This window comes from Dinghuibacter silviterrae, from assembly GCF_004366355.1.
Taxonomy (GTDB): Bacteria; Bacteroidota; Bacteroidia; order Chitinophagales; family Chitinophagaceae; genus Dinghuibacter; species Dinghuibacter silviterrae.
The window spans coordinates 1,816,078-1,837,844 of sequence record NZ_SODV01000001.1 but is presented as its reverse complement, the minus strand read 5'-3'; the positions used below and the strand labels follow the sequence as shown (position 1 = coordinate 1,837,844).

Below are 21,767 nucleotides of genomic sequence, written 5' to 3'. Positions count from 1 at the left end.
GCCGGCTTTTGTTAATTCGCTAATGACGGGTGCGCCCGGGGCGCTATTGCAACACGAAAGTTTCCAGGAATTTGGTCGTAAAGTTTCCTTTCCGGAAGTCTTCGTTCCGCATGAGCTGCTGGTGGAACGGTATGGTTGTCTTGACGCCCTCGATGACGTATTCGCTGAGCGCGCGGCTCATGGTGTCGATCGCCTCTTCCCGGGTCCGGGCCACGGCGATGATCTTCCCGATCATGGAGTCGTAGTAAGGAGGGATGACATACCCGGCATAGATGTGGGAATCCACACGCACCCCGTGCCCGCCCGGCTGGTGCAGGACGGTAATCTTGCCGGGGGACGGACGGAAGTCGTTGTAGGGATCTTCCGCGTTGATCCGGCATTCGATGGCGTGCATTTCGGGGATATAGTTGCGCCCGCTGATGGGTACACCGGCCGCGATCTTGATCTGTTCCTTGATCAGGTCGTAGTTGATGACTTCCTCGGTCACGCAGTGCTCCACCTGGATCCGCGTGTTCATCTCCATGAAGTAGAAGTTGCGGTGTTTGTCCACGAGGAATTCGATGGTGCCCACGCTCTCGTAGTTGATGGCGGAAGCCGCCTTGATGGCTGCCTCCCCCATTTTCTCCCGGAGCTCCGGTGTCATGAACGGGGAAGGGGATTCCTCCACCAGTTTCTGGTGGCGGCGCTGGATGGAACAGTCGCGCTCGCTAAGGTGACACACCTTGCCGTACTGGTCGCCGGCAACCTGGATTTCGATATGCCGGGGTTCTTCCACGAACTTCTCCATGTAGATCCCGTCGTTCTTAAACGAAGCCAGGGCCTCGGCCTTGGCCGTATTGTACGCCCTTTCGAGCTCACTGTCTTCCCATACGACGCGCATCCCTTTACCACCGCCGCCGGCGGTAGCCTTGATGATCACCGGGTAGCCCATGTCGTGTGCAATGGACCTGGCCTGATCAAGGCTCTCCAGGAGACCGTCGCTCCCGGGGATGACCGGCACGCCGGCCTTGATCATGGTTTCTTTGGCGGTGATCTTATCCCCCATCGACCGGATCATCGCCGGGGTGGGTCCGATAAATTTGATCCCGTGTTCCGTACAGATCTCTGCAAAACGGGCGTTTTCCGCCAGGAATCCGTACCCCGGATGAACGGCGTCCGCATTGGTGATCTCCGCGGCGGCCATCAGGCGGGTGATGTTCAAATAGGAGTCGGAGCTGGCAGGTTTTCCTATACACACGGCCTCGTCCGCAAAACGGACGTGCAAACTATCTTTATCCGCGGTGGAATATACGGCTACGGTCTTAATGCCCATTTCCCGGCACGTCCTGATGACCCGTAACGCGATTTCCCCACGATTTGCAATCAATACTTTTTTAAACATCAGCTTCAGATTAGGGTTCGACCAGGAATAGCGGTTGGTCGTATTCCACGGGAGAGGCGTCTTCGACAAGGATCTTTACGATCTTCCCGCTGACCTCGCTCTCGATCTCGTTGAACAATTTCATGGCCTCGATGATGCACACGACCTTGCCCGGGTTTACCTCGTCGCCTGCTTCCACGAAGTTCGGCTTGTCCGGAGAGGACTTACGGTAGAAGGTGCCGATCATGGGGCTTTTGATGGTGATGAGGTTGTCCGATTTCGGCGCCGGCGCCGGTGCGGGCGCGGGGCGTGCTGCCGTTTCAACCGGCGCGGGTGCCGCAGGGAGCACCTGGACGGGTGCAGGAGCTGCTACTACGGTATGAACCTGGTCTTCCTTTTGCTTGATCGTTATCTTAAAGTCCTTTTCTTCAACGCTGATCTCACCAATGTTCGATTTGTTGATGATCTTGATGAGCTCCTGAATTTGTTTGAAATCCATGGGTTTGTGTGTTTTGGGTTTTAAAGGGCCCCTGTAGGGGGCGGACCGCAGGCGATCAAAGATCGCCGAAGGTCGGGCGGCCTATTCTTTGACGCGCTCGATATATTCACCGGTCTTGGTATTGACGCGGATCAACTCCCCCTCGTCCACGAAAAGCGGTACCATCACCGTGGCCCCCGTCTCGACGGTAGCCGGTTTCAGGGTACGGGTGGCCGTATCCCCTTTCACCCCCGGTTCTGCATAGGTCACCCGGACGACGATCTTGTCGGGGAGTTCCACGCCCATGGGCTGTTCGGTTTCCCCGTTGATCAGCACGGCCACTTCCTGGCCGTCCCTTAGGAACTGGGGCGCGTCCACCAGATTTTCCCCCATGACGATCTGTTCGAAGGTCTCGTTGTCCATGAAATTGTACCCGGAATCGTCTTTATAAAGGAACTGAAAAGCCTTTTTTTCTACCCTTACCGGGAAGATCGTGTCCCCGGAGTTCCACGTGTGTTCGATGGTGCGTGCATTGTCCACGCCCTTGAGCTTTGCCCAAACCTTTGCCGCAGCACGGGCCGTTTTGTTTTGACCAAATTCGACCACGGAATACAACCCGCCGTCCAATTTTATGATCAAACCCGTCCTGATGTCCGAAGTATTTGCCATAGTTAAAGTTTACAAAAAAAGGGTATTTAGTGCGCAAATATATATAGATCACAAAATACCACCTCTTTTTTGTTAATTGCAGAATGAAGAAAAACCTATACCTGCTGGCCCTGGCTGCCAGTCTGTTGATGGCCGTTCCCGGTAAAAGCCAGCAAACATCGCCCCAGCAGCCCCAGGAGCCCCAGTTGCCCTATCAATCCGACAAAACCCTTCCATCATTCAATATCCTGGAAGTGGACAGCACCACCATTTTCAATACCAAAAAGCTGCCGTCGGGCAAACCCATCGTGCTGATGTATTTCAGCCCTGATTGTGAACACTGCCAGCACCAGACGGAGGCGATCCTGAGTAAAATGGATTCCCTCAAAGGCGTCCGGTTCGTGATGCTCACTTCGCTGCCCTTCGACAAAATGAAGAATTTCTACTTCTATTATAAACTGGCGGACTATAAGAACATCACCATGGGCCGGGACTACGAGTTTTTCTTTTCCCGTCACTATGGCTCTCAATATGTGCCCTACCTGGCCATATATGACCGCCACAAGAAACTGGTAAAGGTTTTCGACGGCGGGACCACGGTGACCAACCTGATTCAACTGGTAACCCAGGACTAGGGCAGGAACCGGGCCCTTAGGGCTGGCGTGGGGATCATGCACGCCTCCCGCTTCCCAAACCACCGGTAGCGGTTGCGCGCAATCCAGTCGTAGACCCAATCCCGGAGCCCCCTGGGCAGGACCTTCGCCACAGCGGTCCACCGCCAGCCCAGTATCCAAAGTGTTTCGAGGACCGCGTCGGAACGGCTATATAGTTTTCCTCTATCGACTAAAAATACAGACCCTCCCTGCTCGGGGAGGGTCTCTTTTATGCCCAGCTCGGTGAGTATTTTTTTGGCACTTTCCCCCTGTAACGGGGCGAACAGGAATATCTTACCCTTGTCGTGTCTGATCACGAATTGAACGGAGCGGTTGCAAAGATTGCAAACCCCGTCAAACAACAAGAGGGGTCCCTGCTCCATACGATCAACCCATGTTGTGGAAAACCTTGCTGACGTCGTCGTCCTGCTCCAGCTTATCGATCAACTTGGACACTTCCTCCGCCTGGAGGTCCGTCACCGGTACGGTCACCGACGGGATCCATTCGTTCTCCGCGCTGATGGGCGTAATCCCCTTGTCTTCCAGCGCTTTCTGCAGCTTGCCGAAGTCGGCAAAGGCGCACCGGAGGACCAGGATGGGTTCGTCGTTCTCGCCGGTGCTCTCGCCCAGCTCGTCCAGACCGAAATCGATCAACTCCAGCTCCAGGTCATCCTGGTTCAGTCCCTCGGGATGCAACCGGAAAACCCCCATTTTTTTAAACTGGAAACTCACGCTCCCGTTGGTACCCAGGGCCCCGCCACCCTTCGTAAAATGGCTGCGCAGGTTGGCGACCGTACGGGTATTGTTGTTCGTCGCGGCTTCCACGAGGATGGCCACGCCGTGGGGACCGTATCCTTCGTACAGGATTTCGTCATAGTTCTCGGAATCCTTACCCATGGCACGTTTGATGGCGGCTTCCACCCGGTCTTTGGGCATGTTGACGCTTTTGGCGTTCTGCATGCACCGCCTGAGTGCGGGGTTGGTGGCAGGATCACCGCCCCCCGCCTTTACGGCAATGGCGATGTCTTTCCCGATCCGGGTAAATTGTTTCGCCATCCTGTCCCAGCGGGCGAACATCGTGGATTTGCGGACTTCAAATATGCGACCCATAAAATCTTTCTATTCTATTCAAAAAGGAAGGCAAAGGTAATAAAATCCGGTTTGAACCGCCGCAAGCATGCCTCAAAAGCAAGGTGGTGTGTCTTTTTTCTTCTTTTCCGTAGGGTTTAGGCACGCATTGCCGGTTTAAATCCTACGGAAAAGAAGAAAAAAGACACACCACCTTGCTTTGTCAGCGGGCCGCTATGTGCGCTATGCGACGCTTTATAGGGCCGTAGAGCGTTATGCGGCTTCTTGTAGTTTCCCGTTTTGAACGCGGAGCTTGCTGTTTTTCTTGCTATAAGCGAAATAGACGACCAACCCCAGGATCATCCAGGAGAAGGCGGCTTCGAGGGTGTTGACGTCCAGGGCGATAATCATGCCGGCGCAGACCAGGATACCGAGGATAGGCACCAACGGGACCAGGGGGGTCTTGAAGGGGCGCTCTACCTCGGGGTTCGACCGGCGCATCACCCAAACCCCGGCGCTGACCAGGACGAAGGCGAAAAGGGTTCCGAAGGAGGTCAGGTCACCTGCCACGCTTTCGGGAATAAAAGCCGCGAACAGACCGGCGAAAACGAAAAGGATCAAATTCGACTTGTAGGGCGTCCGGAACTTCGGGTGCAGGTCGGAAAACACTTTGGGCAAAAGACCGTCGGTGGACATGGTGTAAAAGACCCGCGACTGCCCCAGGAGCATCACCAGGATGACGGAGGAGAAACCCATCAGGATGGCGATCGTGACCAATGTGCTCAGCCAGTGATACCCTGTCATGTAGGTGCGGATGGCGTATGCCACGGAGGCTTCCTTGCCCTGGAGCTCGAATTCCCTCCAGTTGGCGACGCCCGTCAGGACGTAGGAGAACAGAATATACAGGATGGTGCAAACGATCAGCGACCCTAAGATGCCCTTTGGCATGTCCTTTTTGGGGTTTTTGGCTTCCTGGGCGGCGGTGGATACTGCGTCGAACCCGATGAAGGCAAAGAATACGATGCTCGCCCCTCCAAGGATGCCGGGTATACCGTGTTTAAAGAACCCTTCGTGACCGGGTGTCCCTTCGGGAATCACATAGGGCGTATGGTTGGCCGGGTTGATGAAGTGCCAACCCAAGGCAATGAAAACCAATACGATAGACACTTTTATAACCACGATGATGGAGTTCACCAGCGCGGACTCGGCGGTACCTTTGATCAGCAGAAGGCTGAGGATCAAGAGGATAAATAAGGCGGGTATGTTGACCAACCCATGGTAGGTCGTGACCAGGCTATGGAGTTGCGGGGTCAGACCGGTCAGTTGCCGGTCGCTGAGCATCAGTACCCCTTCTTTAGCGGTCTTCGCAAGGTCCGCGGGGAACGAAGCGACGCTGGAGCCGACGACCGTGTTGATGTGCTCGAACGGCGAGTGACACCATTTATAGGGTATCTGGTATCCAAAATCCGCCAAGAGTTTATTGAGGTATTCGCTCCAGGAAATCGACACCGTCGTGGCGCCGAGGGCGTATTCCATGATCAGGGCCCAGCCGATGATCCAGGCGATCAGCTCGCCCAGGGTGGCGTAGGCATAAGTATAGGCGCTGCCCGCGATGGGGATCATGGCGGCAAATTCAGCATAACAAAGACCGGCAAACACGCAGCCAATGGCAGCCACCACGAAGGAAATCGTCACGGCGGGGCCGGCGGCTTCCGCAGAGGCGGCGGCGGTCCGGACGAACAGCCCGGCCCCGATAATGGCGCCAACGCCGAGGGCTACCAGGTTTCCCGGTCCCAGCGTACGTTTCAGCCCATGACTATCGGAGGCCTGGGCCAGCAGTTGTCCCAGTGGTTTCTTTACAAACAAACTCATACAAAGATGATTCTGGTTTTGATGGTGAGAAAGGGGCAAAATAAGGAAAAATGTGGTCCCGCTGCCGCCAATAGTGGAAAAACCTATATTGCGGCGTTAAACACCGCCGTCCATGGAGTTGAAGCCGACCGCGCGAAAGCCGAACCGATTGAGCCTTTTTATATTTATTGCCATGCTGCTGGGCATCGGCCTGGGGACGCTTATCCATGAAACCTCGACGGCAAAGGCGTCTGCAAAGTTTGCGGCGGACATCAAATTCCTCACGGTCATCTTCCTGAACCTGGTCAAGGTCATCATCGCGCCCCTGGTGTTTTCGACGCTGGTGGTCGGGATCTTCAAACTCGGGGATGGAAAGGCCATCGGCCGGATCGGGGGCAAAACGATCGCGTGGTTCCTGGCGGCCTCGCTGGTGTCCCTCGCCTTGGGCGCCCTCCTGGTGAATGTCTTCCAGCCGGGGACACACCTGCACCTGTCGGTCCTTCCCGACCAAAACAGCACGGTACCCCTCCCTCCCAGCGATATTTCCTTCCAGAGTTTTGTTACCCACGCCTTTCCGTCCAGCATCGTGGACGCGATGGCCACCAATATGATCCTGCAGATCGTCGTGTTTTCGATCTTTTTCGGGATGGCGGCGGCCGCCGTGGGGGAACCGGCCATGCCCATCATCCGGGGCCTGGACGCGCTGGCCCGGATCATGCTCACCATGACGGGCTATATCATGAACTTCGCTCCCCTGGCCGCTTTTGGCTCTATGGCGGCCACCCTGGCGATCCTGGGGCCGGAGGTGCTGGTCACTTTTGGCAAGTTTATCCTTGAATTCTATATCGCCCTGCTGGTGTTGTGGGCCGTCCTTTTTGCGGGGGGCGGGTTGTTCCTCCGCAAACGCATCGTCCAGCTGATCCGTTTCATCCTGGACCCCACGCTGCTGGCGCTCACCACGGCCAGTTCGGAAGCTGCTTTTCCCCAGTTGATTACACAGCTCGAAGCCTTTGGGTGTGAGGAGAAAATCGTCAGCTTCGTCCTTCCCCTGGGCTATTCCTTCAACCTGGACGGGAGCATGATCTATATGACCTTTGGCAGCCTTTTTATTGCCCAGGCGTATGGGGTCCACCTGTCCTTTGCCCAGCAGCTCACGATGCTCCTTTTCCTGATGTTGAGCAGTAAGGGGATGGCCGGTGTGCCCCGGGCGGCCCTGGTGGTCATCACAGCCATCGTCCCCGTGTTCCACATCCCGGTGGAGGGGGTGGGTCTCATCTTAGGGATCGACCAGCTCCTGGATATGGGCCGGAGCGGGACCAATGTCATTGGGAACAGCATCGCTACCGCCGTGGTCTGCAAATGGGAGAACGCCCTGGCGGCGCCGCTGGCGCAGGTACGCGCCCGGTTAAAGCCGGCAACCGCTCCCGTAATGGCAGAGGGGATAAAGTAAAATAGCTTATTTTTCGCCCTTATATGACTTATCACATAACCGATCAGCATGCATAGCTTATTGCTCAACTTCGACTGGACTCAACTCCGTAAGCCCGATTTTTATATCGACCTCGGCGGTCTTTATCTCATTCTATTTATCGTCTTTGCGGAAACGGGTCTCTTTTTCGGCTTTTTCTTACCCGGCGACTCGCTGTTGTTTGCGGCGGGTATGTACAGCAACAAACTCGCGGCACACACCTTCGATACCCACAACGAATTCCTGAACCTGATGCTGCTGTGGGTCCTGATCTCCCTCATGGGCATCCTGGGCAACCTCGTCGGGTATTGGTTCGGACGTAAAAGCGGCCCGTTCCTCTACGAGCGGAAGGACAACTGGTTCTTTAAGAAAAGACACCTCGATCAGGCTCATGAATTTTATGAGAAGCATGGGGGCGCGGCCATCGTGTACGCCCGTTTCCTGCCCATCATCCGCACCTTTGCGCCCATCGTGGCGGGCATTGTCCAGATGGACCGGAAGCAGTTTTATATCTATAACATCATCGGCTGCGCCGCCTGGGTCCTGGCCATGCTGCTCGGCGGCTTCTACCTGCAGGCCCTGGTCGAAAAGTGGTTCCATTTCGACCTCAAGGACCATATCGACGTGGTGGCCATTGTCATCATCATCATCACCACCGCGCCCGTCCTTTTTAAACTGTTTTTTAGAAAAACCAAGGCTGCCCAATGAAGAAATCTACGGCTATCCTCTTATCGCTCCCTGTGATTGTGGGGGCGTTGGGTTATTTTGTAGACGTCTATGATCTTTTGCTGTTCAGCATCATCCGTGTCCCTTCGCTGAAATCCCTCGGGCTTGGCCCGGACGACGTGGCCCGGCGGGGTCAGGATATCCTGCAATACCAGATGTATGGCCTTTTGCTCGGGGGCATCCTCTGGGGCGTACTCGGGGATAAAAAAGGGCGCCTGAAGGTTCTTTTTGCCTCGATCATTTTGTATTCCCTGGGCAGTATCGCCAACGGCTTCGTACATACCTTCGAACAATATGCATTGGCCCGGTTTGTCACCGGTCTGGGGCTGGCGGGTGAACTCGGGGCGGGGATCACCCTCGTCAGCGAGATTATGCCCAAGGAAAAAAGGGGCATCGCCACCTCACTGGTGGCCGGCATCGGGCTGAGCGGGGCGGTCTTTGCGTTTTTTATCCGTCAATGGTTCGTGGGACCCACCGGCGACGGCTGGCGGATGTGTTACTACATCGGCGGAGGCCTGGGCTTCCTGTTGTTGTTCCTGCGGGTCGGCGTATTGGAGTCCGGCCTGTTTAAAAGCATGGAGGGCACGGACGTCCGTAAAGGGAATTTCTTTATGTTGTTCACGAACGGCAGGCGCTTTAAGAAATACATCACGTCCATCCTGATCGCCTTGCCCAACTGGTACGTGATCGGTATATTGGTCACCTTCTCCGATAAATTTGCGGGCACCATGAAGGTGCGGGGCACCGTCGACCCGGGCTTCGCGGTCATGGTCGCCTACGCCGCCATCACCGTCGGGGATATCCTGATCGGTTTTATCAGCCAGTGGATGAAAAGCCGCAAGAACTCGCTTTGGTTGTTTCACATCATCACCATCCTCTCGGTGATCTGGTATTTCAACCTCCAGGGTCAACCGTCCGCCTCGGTCTACTGGGTGTGTCTTTTCCTGGGCCTGGGGACCGGTTTCTGGGCGATGTTCGTGACGATGGCCGCCGAACAGTTCGGGACCAATATCCGCGCGACGGTGGCCACGACCGTTCCCAACATGGCCAGGGGTTCGCTTTCGCTGGTGGTCCTGCCGCTGTTCACGGGGATCCAAAAAGTGCTTCCCGCGTCCAAGGCGTATTTCCAAAGCGGCTGGATCACCGGGCTGATCGTCTTCGCGATCTCCTCCATCGCGCTGGCCATGACCGAAGAAACATTTGGCAAAGACCTTGACTATATAGAGCAATGAAGATCCTCGTCATCCGTTTTTCCTCCATCGGGGACATCGTCCTGACCACACCGGTGGTCCGTTGTCTCCAACAACAGGTGGGTACGGCCCAGGTACACTACCTCACAAAGCCCGCCTACAAGGACCTGGTGGAGAGCAACCCGCATATCGACCGTTGTCACTACCTGGAGGACGACTGGGACGGGATGATCGAACGGTTGAAGCAGGAACGCTTCGACTATGTCATCGACCTTCACCACAACCTCCGCACCCTTCGGGTCAAGCGCGCCTTAAAAGTAAAGAGCTGGTCGTTCCGTAAGCTGAATATCCAAAAGTGGATCCTCACCGCGTTAAAGATCAACGTCCTCCCGAAGGTGCACATCGTCGACCGGTACATGGAAACGGTATCGGCGCTGGGCGTCAAAAACGACGGCAAGGGGCTGGATTATTTTATTCCGGTTGCGGATCGCATCACCCAGGAAGACCTCCCCATGTCTCATCGCGCGGGATATATCGGGCTGGTCATCGGGGCGGCCCTGAATACGAAAAAGCTCCCCTTGCACAAGCTCAAAGCCCTTTGCGAGCGGATCCAGCACCCCATCGTCCTGCTCGGAGGGCCGGAGGACCGCGCGGAAGGCGACCTTATTGCGGCGGTAGACCCCATCAAGGTCTACAATGCCTGCGGCAAGTTCAGCCTCCATGAATCGGCCGACCTGGTCCGGGGCGCCAAGCTGGTCATCAGCCATGATACGGGGCTCATGCACATTGCGGCGGCCTTCCGGAAGCCCATCATAAGCGTTTGGGGGAATACCGTCCCGGCCTTTGGAATGGCGCCTTATTACGGGGACCGGTCGATGGTGGCCACCAGGCCCTTCGAGGTGCCGGGACTCTGGTGCCGCCCGTGCAGCAAGATCGGGTATGACAAGTGCCCCCTCGGCCACTTCAAGTGCATGGAACGCCAGGACATCGACAAAATAGCGGAAGCCATTCATGAGCGGCCGCCGGGCACATAAAAAAACCCGGAGCGGTTGCCCCGGGTCGTTATCGTCGAGCGATCGCTTAGAGCGTCTTCAACACATCATTCATGCTCCGCACGGCGTCGGCGCTTTTGGCGAAAGCGGCCTTTTCTTCGGCGGTCAGGTCCAGGTCGAGGATCTTTTCCCAGCCATTCTTGCCGATGGTAACGGGCACCCCGAGACAGATTTCTTTTTGGCCATACTCGCCTTCCAGGAGGACGCAGCAGGTAAAGAGTTTCTTTTCGTCACGGATGATGCTTTCCACAAGCGCGGCACCGGCGGCACCGGGTGCATACCAGGCGGACGTACCGATGAGCTTCGTGAGCGTGGCGCCCCCGACCATGGTGTCGGCGACGATTTGCTTTTGTTGTTCTTCGGTGAGGTATTTGGTCACCGGAACACTGTTCCAGGTGGCCTTGCTGATCAGGGGGATCATGGTGGTGTCGCCGTGACCGCCGATGACGATCGCGTTCAGGTCGGCGGGGGAGCTGCCCAGGGCCGCACTCAGGTAGCAGCGGAAACGCGCGCTGTCCAGGGCCCCGCCCATGCCGATGATCCTGTGTTTCGGCAGACCGAGGGAAGTCAGCGCGAGATAGGTCATCGTATCCATAGGATTGCTGATGATGATCAGGATGGCGTCGGGGGAATACTTCAGGATGTTTTGTGCTACCCCTTTGACGATACCCGCGTTGGTGCCGATGAGTTCCTCGCGGGTCATACCCGGTTTGCGGGGAAGACCGGAGGTGATCACCACGACTTTGGAACCGGCCGTCTTGCTGTAGTCATTGGTGCTGCCCGTGATCTTGGTATCGAAACCTAAGAGGGCCGCCGTCTGGGTCATATCCAGGGCTTTACCTTCGGCCAGGCCTTCTTTGATGTCCAGTAATACCAGTTCTTCGCAGAGTTCTGCACGGGCGATGTTGTCGGCGACCGAGGCGCCTACCGCGCCTGCGCCTACCACCGTAACTTTAGTCGGCATAAATTTGTTTATGGATGTGAAAAATACGTATTAGCGCAGCAAAGGTAGGGCAAGATCATATTGAGATGGTCCCTTTTAGAAAAAAAGCACAGGCCCCGCTGATGGTGACGCGGTCCCCCGCCCAGGTACACCAGAGCTCCCCGCCCCTTCTGGATAACTGCTTGGCATACAAATCTTTCTTATTCAAACGGGCACCCCAGAAAGGAATCAGTTGCGTGTGCGCCGAGCCCGTTACGGGGTCTTCGTCGATCCCCAGGTGGGGGGCAAAAAACCGCGATACGAAGTCGGCGTCCGTGCCGCGCGCGGTCACGATGACGCACTGGCCCAGCTCCCGGAGCAGGCCGAAGTCGGGATGGAGGTTCCGGACGGCGGACTCGTCTTCGAGCTCCACCAGGAGGTCGCGGTACTCGTGGACGCTGACGATCTCGCGGTTGAGCGCCTGCGCCAGCGCGGGGGGATATTCCTGCACCGGCCGTGGCGGCCAGGCGGGGAAGTCGAGGGTCAGGAGCGGGGCGGCGGCTTCCGGCGGGGCGGCGGGCACCGCGCCGCGGGCGCCGGGCGGGGCCGCGGCCTCACGGCTCACTTTAAGCGGCCCGCTGGCAGAGTCAAAAAGAATTTCGTCCCGAACATATCCCAGCTCGTGGAAAAGCACAAACGCCGAGGCCAGCGTTGCGTGCCCGCACAGGTTGATCTCGCCACCGGGCGTAAACCACCGGATGTGGAAGTCGGCACCACGGGGTGTAAAGAAGGCCGTTTCCGACAGGTTGTTTTCCCGCGCGATTTCCTGCATCAGCGTGTCCGGCAGCCACTCGTCCAGGGGCACCACCGCGGCGGGGTTGCCCGAAAAGGGCCGGGACGCAAACGCGTCTACCTGGTAAAGGGGAAGGTCCAAGGTTATTCCTCCATCATACTTTTTACCGTTTCGATCACCTCATCCGCGTTGGGCTTGCTGAAGTAGTCCCCATCACTTCCATACGCGGGCCGGTGGGCCTTGGCGGTAAGGGTCCGGGGACCGGCGTCCAGCCAGCGGTAGGCGCCCTGTCCCTCGATCACCTCGGTGAACATATAGGAGGCGGCGCCCCCGGGAACGTCTTCGTCCACAAAGAGGACGCGGCTGGTTTTCTGGATCGACTTCAGGATGAGGTGGTGCCGGTCGAAGGGCAACAAGGTCTGTACGTCGATGATCTCGCAATGAATGCCCCAGTGATCGAGGGCCGTCGCGGCCTCCTGGAGGATCCTCAGCATCGAGCCGTAGGAGACGAGGGTGATGTCGCTCCCTTCCCGGATCACCTCCGGTACCCCCAGCTCCACCGTGTACTCCAGCAGGTTTGACGGGAGACGCTCCTTCAACCGGTAGCCGTTCAGGCTTTCGACCATGAGGGCAGGGTCGTTCGATTGTAATAAGGTGTTGTACATCCCCACGGCCTGGGTCATGTTTCTAGGCACACAGACATACATCCCGCGCAAGGATCCCAATACCATGCCCATGGGAGAACCGCTGTGCCATACGCCTTCCAGCCGGTGTCCCCGCGTACGGACGATCAGTGGGGCGCTTTGCTGTCCCATCGTCCGGTAGTGGGTGGTTGCCACGTCATCGCTCAAGGGCTCCAGCCCGTACAACAGGTAGTCGAGGTATTGGATTTCCGCGATGGGTCTCAACCCGCGGAGCGCCAGCCCGAGCCCCTGACCCATGATGGTCAGCTCGCGGATGCCCGTATCGAAAATGCGTTCTCGCCCATATTTATCCTGGAGGCCGGCAAAACCCTGGTTGACGTCTCCGATCTTGCCCACGTCCTCTCCAAACGCCACCACCTTGGGGTTGTGCGCAAAAAGCGCGTCGAAATAACGGTTGAGCACTTCAAAGCCATTGACCTGCGGGGCGTCCGCGTCAAATTCCGGCACCGTGCCCTTGACCAGCAGGGCGCTAGCCGGACCCTCGTTATAGAGGTAGGTATTATATATATCCTTGTTGAGGACCTTTAAGGCTTCATAAAATTCACGCAAGGGATGGTCTTCGTCGCCCAGCCATAAATTCGCCTGGCTAAGGGCATGCATGATGTCCTTGCGCAACGGCTCCCGCCGGGTGGTCAGGTCTTTGATCAGCCCCTGGATGCGTACATCCCTTTCCCCACCTTCGCCCAGGAGCCCGTTGAGCAGAAATACGGTATGCGTCAGCTGGTCTTTGATGGGCGCTATATAATTGTCCCATGCCCGTTCTTTGGCCTGGCGTACTGCTGTCTTGGCGGCTGCTTCCAGCTCTTCCAGTTCCGCTTCCGTTGTCAACGCATTCTCGAAAAGCCATTCCCGCATCTTGGGCAGGCAGTCCCATTCCCGCTCCCATTCCAGGCGTTCCTGGGATTTATAGCGTTCGTGGCTCCCGGAGGTCGAATGCCCCTGGGGTTGCGTGACTTCTTCCACATGAAAAATAACGGGTACGTGGGTTTCGCGGCACTTCCGGATCCCCTTTTCAAATACCTCGCAAAGACCCGCATAATCCCAGGCCCTGACCCTGTAGATGTCGATCCCGTTCGTCCCGTCCTTTTGTTGGAATCCTTTCAGGGCTTCGGAGATGGATCCCTTTACCGTTTGGTATTTCCGGGGAACCGATATGCCATAGCCGTCGTCCCACACAAACACTGCCAGGGGCACCTGCAATACACCGGCCGCATTCATGGTTTCCCAGAAGTGCCCCTCGCTCGTGGCGGCGTCACCGATAGTGCAAAAACACACCTCGTTCCCGTTGTGCGAGAGGTCCGTAAACGGTTTGAGCGCCGGCGACTGCCGGAACAGGTTGGACGCAAAGGCAAGCCCCAGGGCCCGGGGCATCTGCCCCGCCGTAGGCGCGATATCCGAAGTGACGTTTTTCCTTTCCGCGAGTTTTACCCAGGAGCCGTCAGAGTTGACAAACGGCGTGGCAAAGTGGGCGTTCATCTGCCGCCCTCCGCTAAAAGGTTCATGCTCCAGGTCCGGGTTGGAATACAACTGCGCAAAAAACTGTTCTATGGTGGACAACCCCGACGCAAACATCCAGGTCTGGTCCCGGTAGTACCCCGCCCGAAAATCCCCGGGGCGGAAAAACTTGGCCATCGCTACCTGGGCGAGCTCCTTGCCATCCCCGAAAATGCCGAATTTGGCTTTCCCGGTCAGCACCTCCCTCCGCCCCAGCAAACTGGCTTCCCTGCTTTCGCAGACGATCCGGTAGTCTTTGAGCACCTCTTCCCTGAAGCGATCAAAAGATAGTTTTTCCCCTGCCATCGTATCCTGGTAGATTTGGTTGTCCATGAAACAAAAGTACCTTTTTTGTATATTCGTAGTGATTAGAAATCTATTCCTTATGCAAAGACCATTCCTAGTATTGCTCCTCCTGTCGGCCGGCTTTTTTGCAAGGGCCCAGGACAGCGCTCACGAGCTCCAGCCCCGCGAGGGTACCCACGACTTCGGCGAGATCCCCCAGGGTAAACCGATCACGTATACTTTTGTTTTGTACAATCGTGGCCTCGATACCCTCCGCCTCGCCCACGTGGAAGCCTCCTGCGGCTGCACCACGCCCCACTGGAGCGGCGCCCCCGTGGCCCCCGGAGACAGCACGACCATTCCCGTCACCTATAACGCGGCCGGGGAAGGAGGCTTTACCAAATATATCAGCCTTTTCTATACCAACAACTTACACCAGCAGATCTATATTAAAGGCGAGGTATGGAAAACCCCGGATACTTCAGTACCTTTGAACGTAGGCATACAATTAGTCAAACAATAAAATCTATTCCAAATGAAGCATCTTTTTCTTGCTTGCTGTACCCTACTCGCCCTTTATAGCACTGCCCAAACCAAAAAGATCAGCGACGTAGCAAAGTTCAGCAGCACCACCGTTGACCTCGGCCGCGTAAAGGTCGGATCCCCCGTCACCGGCACCTTTACGGTCACCAATGTCGGTTCGGCGCCCTTGATTATCGAAAATGTGCAGCCCTCCTGCGGATGCACCAAGTCCGACTATACCAAGCAGCCCATCGCCCCCGGCAAGGACGGTTCCATCACCGCCACCTATAACGCCGCCGTCGTCGGCAACTTCAACAAAACCGTTTATGTAAAGTTCGCCGGCGTCAACGAACAGGTCGGTCTGAACATCATCGGTACTGTCTTTGCGGAAACGCAGCCTACGACAACGCCGGTCAAGACAGGGTCCAAATAAATATTCTTTCCATACATTGTCAAGGCCGCCTCCCCAGGCGGCTTTTTTTTTCCGCCGCCCACCCTTTGGGCGGCGTACATTCGTTCGCATATCGTTACTTTGCCGCATGCTACAGATCAGTCACCGGGGTCAGCTCATGCCCCCCTCCCCCATCCGGAAGCTGGTGCCATTCGCCGAGGCCGCCAAGAAAAAAGGCATCAAAGTATACCATCTTAATATAGGACAACCCGATATAGAAACGCCCGCGCCGGTGCTCGACGCCGTCCGGCATTTCGATTTCAAGGTGCTGGAGTACAGCCACAGCGCCGGTAATGAAAGCTACCGCCGCAAACTTGTAGAATACTACGGCAGGGTGGGTGTGGACATTCACTACAACCAGATCATCGTTACTACCGGTGGCTCCGAAGCGATCCTGTTCGCGATGATGACCTGTCTCGATCCCGGGGACGAAGTCATCATCCCCGAACCGTTTTACGCCAACTACAATGGGTTCGCCGTGGAAGCCGGTGTGCGCGTGGTCCCCATCCGGTCCGACATCCGGAGCGGCTTCGCCCTTCCCCCCATCCAGGATTTCGAAGCCGCAATCACCCCCCGGACAAAGGGCATCATGATCTGCAACCCCAACAACCCCACCGGCTACCTGTACAATGCCGTCGAGATGGAGACCTTAAAAGATATATGTCTCCGCCACGACCTCTACCTTTTCTCCGACGAAGCCTACCGCGAATTCTGCTATACAGGCACCCACACCAGCGCCCTTCACCTCAAGGGCGCCGACCAACACGTCATCCTGCTCGACACGATTTCCAAACGCTACAGCGCCTGCGGCGGCCGGATCGGCGCCCTTGTCACGCGCAATAAAACCGTGTTGGACGCCGCCATGAAATTTGCACAGGCAAGGCTCAGCCCGCCCAGTTTTGCCCAGATCGCCGGAGAGGCCGCCATCGACCTGCCCGGAAACTATTTCGACACCACCCGCGCCGAATACCAATCCCGCCGCGACCTCCTCGTCACGCGGCTCAACCAGATGAAGGGCGTCTTCTGCCCCAACCCCGGCGGCGCCTTTTACGCCATGGCCGAACTCCCCGTCGACAACACCGATAATTTTTGCCAGTGGCTCCTCGAATCTTTTTCTTTTGAAGGCCAGACCGTCATGCTCGCCCCCGCCTCCGGTTTCTACGGGACGCCCGGCCTCGGCGGGCAGGAAGTCCGCCTGGCCTATGTCCTCAATAAGACGGACCTCGCGCGGGCCATGGATTGCCTGGAAAAGGCCCTGGAGGTTTATCCCGGAAGGCTGTCCTAAGGTGCACCGCCCCCTTGTAGTCCGAGTTCGCTATTGTTGTCTATTAATATTAAAATAAAAACTATGTATTAAATTTTTGATCTACTATCCATTTTTTTGTTATTTTTGAATGGAAACAAACAAATGATTAAAAATTAAATATAAAAAACGGTCACGATTTACTATTTAGTAACACGGATCTGCAGGACGCCTTAGAAGAAGATATGATATTTGCATCGAAGTCGATTTAGGCCCCTTTTCTGCGGAGCCGCCCCCAAAAAAGAGCATTTCCTTTTCACATAGCAAGCAATCGTTTACGGTCCCCCTGTTCCCAGGGGGACCCTGTTTTTTGGGGGTGGCGGGTCGCCTCCTCCTTGGCCTCGCCTGCAGTGCAAAAACTTTTGCTTTCCCCTATGGGGCATATCGCCCCAATCCCTATCTTTGCACTCCTTTTTGGCGAGGTAGCTCAGCTGGTTAGAGCGTAGGATTCATAACCCTAAGGTCACGAGTTCAAGTCTCGTCCTCGCTACTCACTTGATATAAAAGCTTTAGGCATGTGCTTAAAGCTTTTTTTATTGTTTCTATTCTCTATTGTTGGCGTATAATTCCAAAAAAGACTTAAGGTCGGTCGCGACAACAGGCTTTCCCAAAGACGCAACCATATCCTCCGGTAGATGCGCCTCAACGTCGGGGGCGACGACAATCATTTGAAACCCGTCCGGCTCAAAAAAAACGAAATTGCCTAATAACATCACCGCATATAGACACTCCCCCAGCTTGTCACCACACGGCCGACTGATCATGAAACCACTATTGTTGGGCTCTTCCGTTTCCAGATAAATAGAACAACTGTTGCCCTCACTAAATTCCAAATCGATGAAAGTTTCTTCCTTTGCCACGATGTAATCCTTGAAAACCTCCAAAATACGTTCCGTCGGAATTCCTTGGGGGGCTCCTTTTACATGCGCCTGCAAAAAATACTCGTATGACATGATATTCTTTATTTCCCGTTGGCTCTGCCCATCCAATCACTCACTGCATACAAAGGATAAACCTTTATCTTATCATAAGCCGAAAAATTCTCCAATGAGAAGCGGATGCCATAAGGCGCCTTCTTCTCCTCAAGGAATAAATGGAGACTCTGCATCGATCCTTGTCTTCCGGATTTAATCTCAATGGGAATGATTTGCTCACCGTGCTGCACCACATAATCAACCTCGGCATTACTACTTTTGGCTTCCCGATGCCAGAAATAAAGCGGTTCTGTCCGAAAACAAGAACCAGCCTTTAGCATTTCAAGACCTGCATATTGTTCTGCTATGGCTCCTTTGTTGATCACGTCAGTTTCATTCTCAAATAAGATATCAGCTATGTTCAAGCCCAAAATACGTTGAAAGATCCCGGTGTCCAATAGATTCAACTTTCGTTTTTTGGCGTCACTTTCGGCCCCTAATGGTAAGCCATTTGCAGACGTATGGGTGACAGGAATTACCCATCCGGCCAGGATCAATAAATCCACAGCCTCCTTGATCTGTTTATGATTGGACTCACTATGGGCTTTTGCATATACAAACTTGCCACCTGCCTGCTGAACTACCGAATCAAAGATTTCTGAAATGCGTAGGAAGGGAACATTCTTTCGGTACTTGGCGAAATCAGATCTTAAAGAGGTAATCAGATCGTCCAATACCTGACCACAACGTACCAAATTACGATCTTGTACATATGCCGCAATTACTTCCGGCATGCCACCTAAAACTAAAAAACGCTTCAACAACCCGATCAATTTCTGATGAATAGGCTCCAGGAGCGGATTCCCTGGGGCAGCCTTTTTTTTTGCATCCAACAATTGATTTTCTCCATTGGCCTGAAGAAACTCATTAAAGGAAAGAGGATAAACAAAGACAGAACGGACTCTTCCTACCCCAAATGAGGGCAGGTCGGCCAATGCAAATTCCAGCAATGAGCCTGCCGCTATTACATGAAGCTCTGGGTATTTTTCATAGAAGAAGCGCAAGGCAGAAATAGCAGGTAGACAGGCTTGTATTTCATCGAAAAAAAGCAAGGTATTACCCGGTTGAATGGGCACATTATATAACAATGACAGGTTTTCACAAAGTTGACGGGGATCAAGATCACCTTCGAAAAGAACATGAACTTGTCGCTGTTCCTCAAAATTCACCTCCAGAAAGTGATTGAACTGCTCCGCTAAATGTCGAACAGCTGTTGTTTTACCTACCTGCCGGGCACCCCGGATCAAAAGAGGTTTGCCTTGTTGCTCTTGCCTCCAAACAGTAAGCTCCTGGTCGATATTTCTTGATAAATACATTTATACAAGGCGAAAAATGATCAATTTTTCCATTTTTACAAAGCGAAATTAGGTCAATTTTTCCATTTTCACAATTCTAACCCCGGGTGCAATTCTCCGGCTGCACTTTTTCTTATGCAACGGTCCTTTTCGAACCGTTGTCAGCTTAGGAAAACCAGCCAAGCTATGAGAAATAAAATAAATCTCCCCGCCATCTGCAGGATTTCAGTAATGGCAACCTTCCTGCTCAACGGATGCGTAAAAGACACCATTACCAAGACATATACCCTTTATACGCCGGTCTACAGCCTGAAATCTTCCGTCCGGGCCGCCATCAACGGAGACCCGGGCCAGTCGGTTGTCCAACCCGGCCAAATCTATACCAAGGGCTCCTTCATTTACCTGAACGACGTCGATAAGGGTATCCATATCATCGACAACAGCGATCCCGCCAACCCCGTACAAACGGCATTTCTCAATATTCCGGGGAATGAGAATATCGCCATCCGCGGCAATATCCTATATGCCGATATGTATACCGACCTCCTGGCCATCGACATCACCAACCCACACCAGGCAAAGATCACCGGCACCGCATGGGGCTTTTTCTCAAACCGCACCACCGGCACGGACACCAATTATGTGATCACCAGCTGGATAAAGAAAGATACCACCGTGGAGACCAGCGCGCCGGGAACGCCACAGTTCTATAACATTCCAGGATCAATTTACTATACAATGAGCGCCAGCGCCGTTCCCGCGGCGGCGAATGCAGTGGCCGGCGCCACCGGCACAGCAGGTTCGACCGCGGTGATGACCCTCATCGGCGATTACCTGTACGTCATTCCGGAAGAGCATTCCCTGGGTGTCGTCAACGTGTCGGATGCCACCCATCCCACGATCACCACCACCATGCAGGCCGGCTTCGACCTCGAAACGATATTCCCGCTGCAAAACAGGCTGTTGCTGGGCTCCAAGGAAGGCGTCTATGTATATTCCATCGACAATCCCGCGCAACCCGTTCAACTGAGTGAATTTACACACGGGACCGCCTGCGACCCGGTGATCGCCGACCAGAACTACGCCTATGTCACGTTGCATTCGGGTACCAGTTGCGGCGGCGCCGCCAACGAACTGGACGTACTCAATGCGCAAGACATCACCCAGGCAAGCCTTCTAAAAACCTATCCCATGACCAGCCCTTCCGGTCTGTGCAAAGACGGGTCACTGTTGTTCGTTTGCGACGGACCGGTTGTAAAGGCATTCAATGCGTCCGATCCGGCCAATCTCCAGTTGCTGACCGAATTAAACGTGACCAACGCCTACGACATGATCGCAACAAACAACATCCTGGTGGTCGCCAGCACCGGCGGGCTTTATCAATTCGACTATAGCAACCCAAGCCACATCACTCAATTAAGCTACCTCCCGGTAAAATAAGTTGCCTATGAAAAAATGCATCTTGTTGGGGGTGTGCTGTACCTTCTTGACCGTTTGCTCCGCGCAGATAAAATTCCGATCCGACAATTACCTCGGTCTTTCCTCCGGCGCATGGGGTAGCGCCGGTCTGATCCAAACCGTCAACGGTCTCTACAAAGGTCCCTGGTTTCTTGGCCTCGGGGCAGGTCTGGATTACTATCGCTTCCGAAGCGTCCCCCTGTTCCTTTCCCTGACCAGGGACCTGCCCTCTTTTAGCAAAAGAAGCGGCTTATTTGTCGCCCTGAACGCCGGCACAAATCTGCCCTGGTATACAAGAAAGCTGTCGCCCTACGATGAGTTTACTTCCAGTAAATTCTACCCCGGGTCCTGGTGGAGCGCCAGCCTCGACTACAAATGGAAACTGTCGGTTCGAACCGGCAAGGCTTTATTGCTTTCAGCCGGTTATAGTATGAAAAAGTTGAAGGAGAATCTGACAGGCCCATCTTCCTCGACGTGCATCACGCCCGGTGCCTGCGAGGTTACTCTACAGACCTATGTTTACGAATACCTGAATCGTAGCTTCTTCTTTGCAATAGGGGTTCAGTTCTGAGCCATATCTCCATACAAAAACGCCACAAATAATTGTCAGACAATTATTTGTGGCGTTTTTGTATTAACTTTTATCACTTGTTTGTACTTCTACCAACAATTTATATCTTTACCTGATTATAACCGGATTTTGAAATAAAAAGTTTCGTGGGGTATGGAATCTCAAGTATTGAAGCCGTATGACGTTCTCCGAAGCGATCTTAAATTACCAGAGGAAAGGGCTCTGGAAGTGGTGAAAATCATCTATGAAATCGCAAAAATTCAAAGTGTGGGCAAGCACACGGTTGAAATTGTTCACAAGGACATTCAACCCTTGAAGGGCTGTATTGATTGGAAGTTTCCTATCAAAGACTTCGAGGATATGCGAACCCAGCTTGCGCATACGCACTATGATCTTTTAAAATGGATGCTCATTGCCTGTATCAGCCAGATTACGATCACCGTCTGGGTTATCCTGCTTTTCCTTAAAAAATAATACGCTCAACCGAAAGCTGAAAAATCT

The 21,767-nt window shown here is 54.6% G+C and carries 23 protein-coding genes and 1 tRNA gene; 13 read left to right on the top strand and 11 right to left on the bottom strand.

Features of this window, described 5'->3' with window-relative positions; translation table 11 throughout:
• Window positions 1-43: 43 nt before the first annotated feature.
• The 3 genes from accC to efp all read right to left on the bottom strand — a co-directional run bounded on the left by accC (window position 44) and on the right by efp (window position 2,507).
• Complete coding sequence (gene accC / locus EDB95_RS08255) at window positions 44-1,450, bottom strand: acetyl-CoA carboxylase biotin carboxylase subunit (RefSeq protein ID WP_246073563.1); 1,407 nt, start codon at window positions 1,448-1,450, stop codon at window positions 44-46.
• The gene (gene accB / locus EDB95_RS08250; RefSeq protein ID WP_133992503.1) at window positions 1,392-1,859 is read right to left on the bottom strand and encodes an acetyl-CoA carboxylase biotin carboxyl carrier protein; all 468 of its coding nucleotides are present in this window, start codon (window positions 1,857-1,859) and stop codon (window positions 1,392-1,394) included. The genes accC and accB overlap by 59 nt, the downstream gene beginning before the upstream one ends.
• Before the next feature lie 81 nt (window positions 1,860-1,940).
• On the bottom strand, window positions 1,941-2,507 hold the full coding sequence (gene efp, locus EDB95_RS08245; RefSeq protein ID WP_133992501.1) for an elongation factor P: 567 nt from the start codon (window positions 2,505-2,507) through the stop codon (window positions 1,941-1,943).
• Between the two features lie 83 nt (window positions 2,508-2,590).
• On the opposite strand from efp, the gene EDB95_RS08240 reads away from it, so the two are divergent.
• A complete protein-coding gene (locus EDB95_RS08240) occupies window positions 2,591-3,121 on the top strand; it encodes a TlpA family protein disulfide reductase (RefSeq protein ID WP_133992499.1) in 531 nt (176 codons plus the stop codon).
• Here EDB95_RS08240 and EDB95_RS08235 read toward each other — a convergent pair.
• The 3 genes from EDB95_RS08235 to EDB95_RS08225 all read right to left on the bottom strand — a co-directional run bounded on the left by EDB95_RS08235 (window position 3,118) and on the right by EDB95_RS08225 (window position 6,079).
• The gene (locus EDB95_RS08235; protein ID WP_133992497.1) at window positions 3,118-3,522 is read right to left on the bottom strand and encodes a thiol-disulfide oxidoreductase DCC family protein; all 405 of its coding nucleotides are present in this window, start codon (window positions 3,520-3,522) and stop codon (window positions 3,118-3,120) included. The two genes, EDB95_RS08240 and EDB95_RS08235, sit on opposite strands and share 4 nt — an antisense overlap.
• Before the next feature lie 4 nt (window positions 3,523-3,526).
• Window positions 3,527-4,249 (bottom strand): YebC/PmpR family DNA-binding transcriptional regulator, encoded by a 723-nt coding sequence (locus EDB95_RS08230; protein ID WP_133992495.1) that lies wholly within the window; start codon window positions 4,247-4,249, stop codon window positions 3,527-3,529.
• A 231-nt stretch (window positions 4,250-4,480) separates the two neighbouring features.
• Window positions 4,481-6,079, bottom strand: coding sequence for an amino acid permease (locus EDB95_RS08225; RefSeq protein ID WP_133992493.1), 1,599 nt, complete (start codon window positions 6,077-6,079; stop codon window positions 4,481-4,483).
• 6 nt (window positions 6,080-6,085) lie between these two features.
• Between EDB95_RS08225 and EDB95_RS27255 the strand changes: the two genes are divergently transcribed.
• The 5 genes from EDB95_RS27255 to EDB95_RS08205 are packed head-to-tail and all read left to right on the top strand — an operon-like array spanning window position 6,086 to window position 10,476.
• On the top strand, window positions 6,086-6,289 hold the full coding sequence (locus EDB95_RS27255; protein ID WP_162852429.1) for a hypothetical protein: 204 nt from the start codon (window positions 6,086-6,088) through the stop codon (window positions 6,287-6,289).
• On the top strand, window positions 6,252-7,508 hold the full coding sequence (locus tag EDB95_RS08220) for a dicarboxylate/amino acid:cation symporter (RefSeq protein ID WP_246073561.1): 1,257 nt from the start codon (window positions 6,252-6,254) through the stop codon (window positions 7,506-7,508). The genes EDB95_RS27255 and EDB95_RS08220 overlap by 38 nt, the downstream gene beginning before the upstream one ends.
• A 48-nt stretch (window positions 7,509-7,556) precedes the next feature.
• On the top strand, window positions 7,557-8,234 hold the full coding sequence (locus EDB95_RS08215) for a DedA family protein (RefSeq protein WP_211352061.1): 678 nt from the start codon (window positions 7,557-7,559) through the stop codon (window positions 8,232-8,234).
• Window positions 8,231-9,484, top strand: coding sequence for an MFS transporter (locus tag EDB95_RS08210; protein WP_133992489.1), 1,254 nt, complete (start codon window positions 8,231-8,233; stop codon window positions 9,482-9,484). Before EDB95_RS08215 ends, EDB95_RS08210 begins: the two co-directional genes overlap by 4 nt.
• A complete protein-coding gene (locus EDB95_RS08205; RefSeq protein ID WP_133992487.1) occupies window positions 9,481-10,476 on the top strand; it encodes a glycosyltransferase family 9 protein in 996 nt (331 codons plus the stop codon). The genes EDB95_RS08210 and EDB95_RS08205 overlap by 4 nt, the downstream gene beginning before the upstream one ends.
• A gap of 46 nt (window positions 10,477-10,522) precedes the next feature.
• Here EDB95_RS08205 and EDB95_RS08200 read toward each other — a convergent pair whose 3' ends face one another.
• The 3 genes from EDB95_RS08200 to EDB95_RS08190 are packed head-to-tail and all read right to left on the bottom strand — an operon-like array spanning window position 10,523 to window position 14,740.
• Entirely contained in the window at window positions 10,523-11,458 is a 936-nt protein-coding gene (locus tag EDB95_RS08200) for a malate dehydrogenase (protein ID WP_133992485.1), read from the bottom strand.
• 55 nt (window positions 11,459-11,513) lie between these two features.
• On the bottom strand, window positions 11,514-12,350 hold the full coding sequence (locus tag EDB95_RS08195; protein WP_133992483.1) for a PhzF family phenazine biosynthesis protein: 837 nt from the start codon (window positions 12,348-12,350) through the stop codon (window positions 11,514-11,516).
• A gap of 2 nt (window positions 12,351-12,352) precedes the next feature.
• Window positions 12,353-14,740, bottom strand: coding sequence for an alpha-ketoacid dehydrogenase subunit alpha/beta (locus tag EDB95_RS08190; RefSeq protein WP_133992481.1), 2,388 nt, complete (start codon window positions 14,738-14,740; stop codon window positions 12,353-12,355).
• 52 nt (window positions 14,741-14,792) lie between these two features.
• On the opposite strand from EDB95_RS08190, the gene EDB95_RS08185 reads away from it, so the two are divergent.
• The 4 genes from EDB95_RS08185 to EDB95_RS08170 all read left to right on the top strand — a co-directional run bounded on the left by EDB95_RS08185 (window position 14,793) and on the right by EDB95_RS08170 (window position 17,458).
• Window positions 14,793-15,215 carry a DUF1573 domain-containing protein gene (locus EDB95_RS08185; protein WP_162852519.1) on the top strand — a complete coding sequence of 141 codons (423 nt, stop codon included), beginning with the start codon at window positions 14,793-14,795 and terminating at the stop codon, window positions 15,213-15,215.
• Window positions 15,216-15,227: 12 nt separating this feature from the next.
• A complete protein-coding gene (locus tag EDB95_RS08180; protein ID WP_133992477.1) occupies window positions 15,228-15,647 on the top strand; it encodes a DUF1573 domain-containing protein in 420 nt (139 codons plus the stop codon).
• A 106-nt stretch (window positions 15,648-15,753) separates the two neighbouring features.
• Window positions 15,754-16,950, top strand: coding sequence for a pyridoxal phosphate-dependent aminotransferase (locus EDB95_RS08175; RefSeq protein WP_133992475.1), 1,197 nt, complete (start codon window positions 15,754-15,756; stop codon window positions 16,948-16,950).
• A 434-nt stretch (window positions 16,951-17,384) separates the two neighbouring features.
• Window positions 17,385-17,458 (top strand) — tRNA-Met (locus EDB95_RS08170).
• Between the two features lie 52 nt (window positions 17,459-17,510).
• Here EDB95_RS08170 and EDB95_RS08165 read toward each other — a convergent pair.
• Window positions 17,511-17,921, bottom strand: coding sequence for a hypothetical protein (locus tag EDB95_RS08165; protein WP_133992473.1), 411 nt, complete (start codon window positions 17,919-17,921; stop codon window positions 17,511-17,513).
• 8 nt (window positions 17,922-17,929) lie between these two features.
• A complete protein-coding gene (locus EDB95_RS08160) occupies window positions 17,930-19,258 on the bottom strand; it encodes an ATP-binding protein (RefSeq protein WP_133992471.1) in 1,329 nt (442 codons plus the stop codon).
• Between the two features lie 165 nt (window positions 19,259-19,423).
• Here EDB95_RS08160 and EDB95_RS08155 point away from each other — a divergent pair, with 165 nt between their 5' ends.
• The 3 genes from EDB95_RS08155 to EDB95_RS08145 all read left to right on the top strand — a co-directional run bounded on the left by EDB95_RS08155 (window position 19,424) and on the right by EDB95_RS08145 (window position 21,740).
• A complete protein-coding gene (locus EDB95_RS08155; protein ID WP_162852518.1) occupies window positions 19,424-20,677 on the top strand; it encodes an LVIVD repeat-containing protein in 1,254 nt (417 codons plus the stop codon).
• Between the two features lie 7 nt (window positions 20,678-20,684).
• Window positions 20,685-21,266 (top strand): hypothetical protein, encoded by a 582-nt coding sequence (locus EDB95_RS08150; protein WP_133992467.1) that lies wholly within the window; start codon window positions 20,685-20,687, stop codon window positions 21,264-21,266.
• A gap of 153 nt (window positions 21,267-21,419) precedes the next feature.
• Window positions 21,420-21,740, top strand: coding sequence for a hypothetical protein (locus EDB95_RS08145; RefSeq protein WP_133992465.1), 321 nt, complete (start codon window positions 21,420-21,422; stop codon window positions 21,738-21,740).
• Window positions 21,741-21,767: the final 27 nt, after the last annotated feature.

Excerpts from the sequence above, each read along its gene's own strand:
- EDB95_RS08160 (WP_133992471.1), bottom strand. The coding sequence starts at position 19,258 with ATGTATTTATCAAGAAATATCGACCAGGAGCTTACTGTTTGGAGGCAA.
- EDB95_RS08145 (WP_133992465.1), top strand. The coding sequence starts at position 21,420 with ATGGAATCTCAAGTATTGAAGCCGTATGACGTTCTCCGAAGCGATCTT.
- EDB95_RS08210 (WP_133992489.1), top strand. The coding sequence starts at position 8,231 with ATGAAGAAATCTACGGCTATCCTCTTATCGCTCCCTGTGATTGTGGGG.
- EDB95_RS08215 (WP_211352061.1), top strand. The coding sequence starts at position 7,557 with ATGCATAGCTTATTGCTCAACTTCGACTGGACTCAACTCCGTAAGCCC.
- EDB95_RS08240 (WP_133992499.1), top strand. The coding sequence starts at position 2,591 with ATGAAGAAAAACCTATACCTGCTGGCCCTGGCTGCCAGTCTGTTGATG.
- EDB95_RS08205 (WP_133992487.1), top strand. The coding sequence starts at position 9,481 with ATGAAGATCCTCGTCATCCGTTTTTCCTCCATCGGGGACATCGTCCTG.
- EDB95_RS08150 (WP_133992467.1), top strand. The coding sequence starts at position 20,685 with ATGAAAAAATGCATCTTGTTGGGGGTGTGCTGTACCTTCTTGACCGTT.
- EDB95_RS08230 (WP_133992495.1), bottom strand. The coding sequence starts at position 4,249 with ATGGGTCGCATATTTGAAGTCCGCAAATCCACGATGTTCGCCCGCTGG.
- accB (WP_133992503.1), bottom strand. The coding sequence starts at position 1,859 with ATGGATTTCAAACAAATTCAGGAGCTCATCAAGATCATCAACAAATCG.
- EDB95_RS08155 (WP_162852518.1), top strand. The coding sequence starts at position 19,424 with ATGAGAAATAAAATAAATCTCCCCGCCATCTGCAGGATTTCAGTAATG.
- efp (WP_133992501.1), bottom strand. The coding sequence starts at position 2,507 with ATGGCAAATACTTCGGACATCAGGACGGGTTTGATCATAAAATTGGAC.
- EDB95_RS08200 (WP_133992485.1), bottom strand. The coding sequence starts at position 11,458 with ATGCCGACTAAAGTTACGGTGGTAGGCGCAGGCGCGGTAGGCGCCTCG.
- EDB95_RS08180 (WP_133992477.1), top strand. The coding sequence starts at position 15,228 with ATGAAGCATCTTTTTCTTGCTTGCTGTACCCTACTCGCCCTTTATAGC.
- EDB95_RS08235 (WP_133992497.1), bottom strand. The coding sequence starts at position 3,522 with ATGGAGCAGGGACCCCTCTTGTTGTTTGACGGGGTTTGCAATCTTTGC.
- EDB95_RS08165 (WP_133992473.1), bottom strand. The coding sequence starts at position 17,921 with ATGTCATACGAGTATTTTTTGCAGGCGCATGTAAAAGGAGCCCCCCAA.
- EDB95_RS08185 (WP_162852519.1), top strand. The coding sequence starts at position 14,793 with ATGCAAAGACCATTCCTAGTATTGCTCCTCCTGTCGGCCGGCTTTTTT.
- EDB95_RS08190 (WP_133992481.1), bottom strand. The coding sequence starts at position 14,740 with ATGGACAACCAAATCTACCAGGATACGATGGCAGGGGAAAAACTATCT.
- EDB95_RS27255 (WP_162852429.1), top strand. The coding sequence starts at position 6,086 with ATGATTCTGGTTTTGATGGTGAGAAAGGGGCAAAATAAGGAAAAATGT.
- EDB95_RS08225 (WP_133992493.1), bottom strand. The coding sequence starts at position 6,079 with ATGAGTTTGTTTGTAAAGAAACCACTGGGACAACTGCTGGCCCAGGCC.
- EDB95_RS08220 (WP_246073561.1), top strand. The coding sequence starts at position 6,252 with ATGCTGCTGGGCATCGGCCTGGGGACGCTTATCCATGAAACCTCGACG.
- EDB95_RS08175 (WP_133992475.1), top strand. The coding sequence starts at position 15,754 with ATGCTACAGATCAGTCACCGGGGTCAGCTCATGCCCCCCTCCCCCATC.